Source organism: Streptomyces alkaliphilus, assembly GCF_014141535.1.
GTDB lineage: Bacteria > Actinomycetota > Actinomycetes > Streptomycetales > Streptomycetaceae > Streptomyces > Streptomyces alkaliphilus.
Genome location: NZ_VKHT01000399.1, coordinates 1 through 4,443 on the forward strand (window position 1 = coordinate 1; position 4,443 = coordinate 4,443).

Sequence of the window (4,443 nt, forward strand, 5' to 3'; positions counted from 1 at the left end):
GCTGGATCCGGTGATGATCTCGGAGGTGTTGGACGATCTGGCGTCCCTCGTGTCGGGCGGGGAGGAGCCCGGATCCTGAGGGGCACGGTCCTCTTTCGGGCATGTCCTCCCGTATGCCGGAAAGACGCCCGGAAGAGGCCGTGCGGAGGCGAATCCGGCGCGGATCGGGCAGGGTGTCCTTCCCTCCCCATCGGGCGCGCCGTTCGAGCGACGGGGTGGGGGGAGGGGAAGCGCACGGCCGACAACGGTGATTCCGAGAATCCGGAGGAGAATCGTGCACCACGCGAACACGGCGATCGGCAGATTCGGCAGGGGCATGACGCAGACGGGCATCGCCTGCATGGTCGCGGCCGCGATCACCGCCATCGGGGTGCGGGAGCCCGTCCCGGCGGTCTTGATGATCGCCGGTTCGGTCTTCGCCCTGCTCGGCGTCCTCCTCGCCCCCCGCTCGGGGTGAGCGCGGGGGCCCGTCCGTCACCGGCCGGCCCCCCCGCGCCCCGCTCCCGAACGCCTCAGTCGAAGACGAGCTTCCCCGTCCTGGTGCGCTTGAGTTCGAAGAAGTCCGGATACGACGCCATGGTGCGGACGGCGTCGAAGAGCCGTGCCGCCTCCTCACCCCGCGGTATCGAATTGAGCACCGGACCGAAGAAGGCCACTCCGTCGATGTGGATCGTGGGGGTTCCCACGTCCTCCCCCACCGCGTCCATGCCCGTGTGGTGGCTGCGTCGCAGCGCCTCGTCGAAGGTGTCCTCGTTCGCCGCCTCCGCCAGGTCTGCGGGCAGCCCCACCTCGGCGAGCGATTCCCGGACCACCACCGCGAAGTCCTTGTTCCCGCCCGGGTGGATGCGGGTTCCCATGGCCGTGTAGAGGTCGGCGAGCACCTCCTCGCCGTGCTGCTCGGCGGCCGCCGTGAGGACTCGGACCGGCCCGAGCGAGGTGTCGATCAGGGCGCGGTAGTCCTCCGGGATGTCCCGGTTCTCGTTGAGCACGTACAGGCTCATCACGTGGAAGCGCAGGTCCATGGGGCGCAGCCGGGCGACCTCCACGATCCAGCGCGAGGTGATCCAGGCGAAGGGGCAGGCGGGGTCGAACCAGAAGCCGACACGGACGGGGTCACCGGGTTCGGACATCACGGTGTTCAAGGTCGCGTCCTTTCGCGTGTCCCGGCGGTCGGGGACCGTCCGGGAGCGGTTGGGGGACCGCCCCCCCCCGGGGGGGCGGTCGCACGAGGGGCCGGTGGCCCCACAGCGATGAACCGGGAGAGAGCTCCCCCTGTTCCCGTCCACCGGGTCGGCGGGCCGCCCGGGAGCGATGGTCACCGGAGCTTCACGTGTGGGCACGGATTTCCCGCACGTTTCCCGCACCTGTGATGGGAATGGTGGGCGGATCGGGAGATAACCGGCCGATTTCCCGGAAAGGCGACCCGAATCCCACCGTCCGTTCGGAGGCCGATGTGACGACCCTGGCCATGCTCGCCATCGTGGCGGGCGCCATCGCCGTGCTCTTCATGCTGATCATGGGGCTGAAGCTGCACGCTTTCGTGGCCCTTCTGCTGACCAGCGTGCTCACCGCCGTCGCCCTCGGCATTCCGCTGGAGGAGGTGGCGGAGACCATCGAGGAGGGCATGGGGGGTGTCCTGGGGACGGTCGCGGTGATCGTGGGTCTGGGGGCGATGTTCGGACAGGTGCTGCGGGTGACCGGCGCCGCCGAACGGATCGCCGACACCCTGGTGTCGGCCTTCGGTGAACGCCGGGTTCCCTGGTCGCTGGGAGCCACCGGCCTGATCGTGGGGATCCCGGTCTTCTTCGACGTGGCCCTGGTGTTGTTGATCCCTCTGGTCTACACACTCGCCAAACGGCTGGGGAAGTCGCTGGTGGTGTTCGCCCTGCCCCTGCTGGCCGGCCTGAGCGCGGCACACAGCCTGATCCCGCCCACCCCCGGACCGGTGGCGGCGGCCGGGATCCTGGAGGCCGACCTGGGCTGGGTCATCCTCTTCGGCCTGCTCGCCTCGATTCCCGCCGTCATCCTGGGCGGTGTTCTCTACGGCCGCTTCATCGGGCAGCGCGTGGTGGTCGGCGTTCCGGCCGAGATGGAGGAGGAGGTCGGGGACGGCGGGAACGGGAAGCACGGCGGCGGAACGAAGGACGGGGGGAACGGCGACTCCAACGACGACGAAACCTCCGGGAGCGACACCGGGGAGAACCGCCCCGGCTTCGGTCTGGTGCTGACGATCCTCGCCGTCCCCCTCCTGCTCATCCTCGGCAACACCGTGACCGAGGCCGTGCTCGACGAGGACACCCTGTTCGCCCGGGTGATGGCCCTGGTGGGCGACCCGATGGTGGCCCTGATCATCGCCGTGCTGCTCGCCTTCTACGTGCTGGGGACGCGTTACGGTCTGGGACGGACCGAATTGCAGTCGGTGGCGACCAAGGCACTGGAGCCGGTGGGCATGATCCTGCTGGTCACCGGCGCCGGTGGGGTTCTCGGCGAGGTTCTGGAGCGCAGCGGGGTGGGCGAGGCGCTGGAGGAGGTCCTGGAGGCCACGGCCCTGCCGATCATCCTGCTGGCCTTCGTGGCGGCGGCGGTGCTCCGTGTCTGCCTGGGTTCCGGGACCGTGGCCACGGTGACGGCCGCCGCGATCGTCGCGCAGGCCGTGGAGGCACAGGACCTCTCGGCCGCCATGCTCGGCGCGGTGGTGGTCGCCATCGGGGCGGGCGCCACGGTGCTCTCGCACGTCAACGACTCGGGGTTCTGGCTGGTCAACCGCTTCCTGGGGCTCACCGAGAAACAGACGTTGGTGACCTGGACCGCCATGCAGACGATCATGGGATGCGTGGCTTTCCTCACTGTTCTTGCCATAAGTCCGATGTTGTAGGGGAGGTGACCCACCAGGCGCGTTCGGCGCGCCGGAGCCGGTCGACAGCCGTCGTCGCGAAGGGAGACCGTTCGCATGCCCGAGAGCCCCTCCGGGGAATTCGTCAACTGGTCGGGGAGCCTGCGCTTCACACCGGGTGAGTTCCTCCATCCCGCCGACGAGGAGGAGGTGGTGGAACGGGTCCGTCTGGCGGCCGAGCGCGGGGAGACCGTCCGTCCCGTGGGTTCCGGTCACTCCTCCACGCCGCTGTCCGCCACCGACGAGGTGCTGATGTCGCTCGACCGGATGAGCGGGTTGGTGGCCTACGACCGCGAGGCACTGCGCGGCACGCTGTTGCCGGGCACCGGCCTGGCGGAGGCCGGCCGGTTGCTGGCCATGGCGGACATGGGGATGGAGAACCTCGGCGACGTGGACTACCAGGCCATCGCCGGAGCCATCGCCACCGGCACCCACGGCACCGGCACCACCCTGCCCAACCTGGGGGCGAATCTGGTGGGTGGCCGTCTGGTCACCGGCACCGGCGCCGTGGTGCCCTTCGGTGAGGAGGCGGGCCCGGACCACGACCCCGATCTGCTGCGGGCGGCCCGGGTCTCGCTGGGGGCACTGGGGGTGATGACCTCGTTGACGCTGCGTCTGCTGCCCGACCACGACCTGCACCGGGTGAACTGGTGCACGCACATCGACTGGGCGCTGGAGCACTTCCACCGGCTGGCCGCCGCCCACCGGCACTTCGACCTCTACTGGTACCCGCGCAGCGACCTCGCGCAGGTGCGGACGCTGAACATGCCGGGGGAAGAGCCCGAGGACCCCGCGCTGATCCCGCCGGGGCGGCACCTGCGCCGTGACGAGACGGACTCCAACCACGAGATCATCCCCAACAGCCGGGAGCTGAAGTTCGACGAGATGGAGTACATGCTGCCGCTGGAGGCGGGGCTGGAGTGCTTCCGGGTGATCCGCGAGCGGATCCGGGAACGGCACCGCCGGACGGTGGCGTGGCGGGTGCTGCTGCGCACCATCGCCCCGGACGACGGCCTGATCAGCACCTGCGAGGGGCGGCCGACCATGACGATCGCGCTGTTGCAGAACAACACCCTCCCCCACGACGAGTACTTCGGGGACCTGGAGCCGATCCTGCGGGACTTCGGGGGCCGGCCCCACTGGGGCAAGAAACACTCGCTGAGGGCCGCCGACCTGCGCCCGTTGTATCCCGGCTGGGACACCTTCAACGAGGTGCGGCGACGGTTGGACCCAAAGGGCGTCTTCCTCAACGACCACCTGCGGGACCTGCTGATCGAGGAGGGCTCGGAGGAGTGGCACCGCGTCGGGGAGACGAGGAAGAGGCGCCGCGAGGAGGCGAGGGCATGAGCAGCGCGGAGGGCACCTTCGAGGCACCGGGGAGCCGGACCTGGGTGTTCCCGGGGGGCCACATCCCGGTGGAGAGCACCGGGCCGGAGCCGGAGTTCACGAGCCGGGACGAACTGTGCCTGCTCAACGCCGGCCCGGAACCGGCGGCTGTGGAGCTGACCGTCCTGCACGAGGACCGCGAGCGGGTGGGCCCCTATCCGCTG

5 protein-coding genes are annotated in these 4,443 nt (G+C 70.1%); 4 read left to right on the forward strand and 1 reads right to left on the reverse strand.

The genetic code is table 11. The features are described 5' to 3' along the window. Positions 1-274: 274 nt before the first annotated feature. Positions 275-457, forward strand: a complete 183-nt coding sequence (locus FNQ90_RS13760; protein WP_182606648.1) for a hypothetical protein — start codon at positions 275-277, stop codon at positions 455-457. A 55-nt stretch (positions 458-512) separates the two neighbouring features. On the opposite strand, the gene FNQ90_RS13765 is transcribed toward FNQ90_RS13760, so the two are convergent. After that, on the reverse strand, positions 513-1,130 hold the full coding sequence (locus tag FNQ90_RS13765; protein ID WP_182606649.1) for a mycothiol-dependent nitroreductase Rv2466c family protein: 618 nt from the start codon (positions 1,128-1,130) through the stop codon (positions 513-515). Between the two features lie 323 nt (positions 1,131-1,453). Between FNQ90_RS13765 and FNQ90_RS13770 the strand changes: the two genes are divergently transcribed. The 3 genes from FNQ90_RS13770 to FNQ90_RS13780 form a co-directional block, all read left to right on the forward strand. Beyond that, positions 1,454-2,875, forward strand: a complete 1,422-nt coding sequence (locus FNQ90_RS13770; protein ID WP_323379947.1) for a GntP family permease — start codon at positions 1,454-1,456, stop codon at positions 2,873-2,875. A 75-nt stretch (positions 2,876-2,950) separates the two neighbouring features. Continuing rightward, positions 2,951-4,240, forward strand: a complete 1,290-nt coding sequence (locus FNQ90_RS13775) for a D-arabinono-1,4-lactone oxidase (RefSeq protein WP_182606651.1) — start codon at positions 2,951-2,953, stop codon at positions 4,238-4,240. After that, positions 4,237-4,443 (forward strand): sensory rhodopsin transducer (locus FNQ90_RS13780; protein WP_228471135.1); only part of this gene is annotated, 207 nt, incomplete at its 3' end. The genes FNQ90_RS13775 and FNQ90_RS13780, both read left to right, overlap by 4 nt.

Coding starts and splice junctions, on each gene's coding strand:
- FNQ90_RS13765 (WP_182606649.1), bottom strand. CDS start 1,130: ATGTCCGAACCCGGTGACCCCGTCCGTGTCGGCTTCTGGTTCGACCCC.
- FNQ90_RS13775 (WP_182606651.1), top strand. CDS start 2,951: ATGCCCGAGAGCCCCTCCGGGGAATTCGTCAACTGGTCGGGGAGCCTG.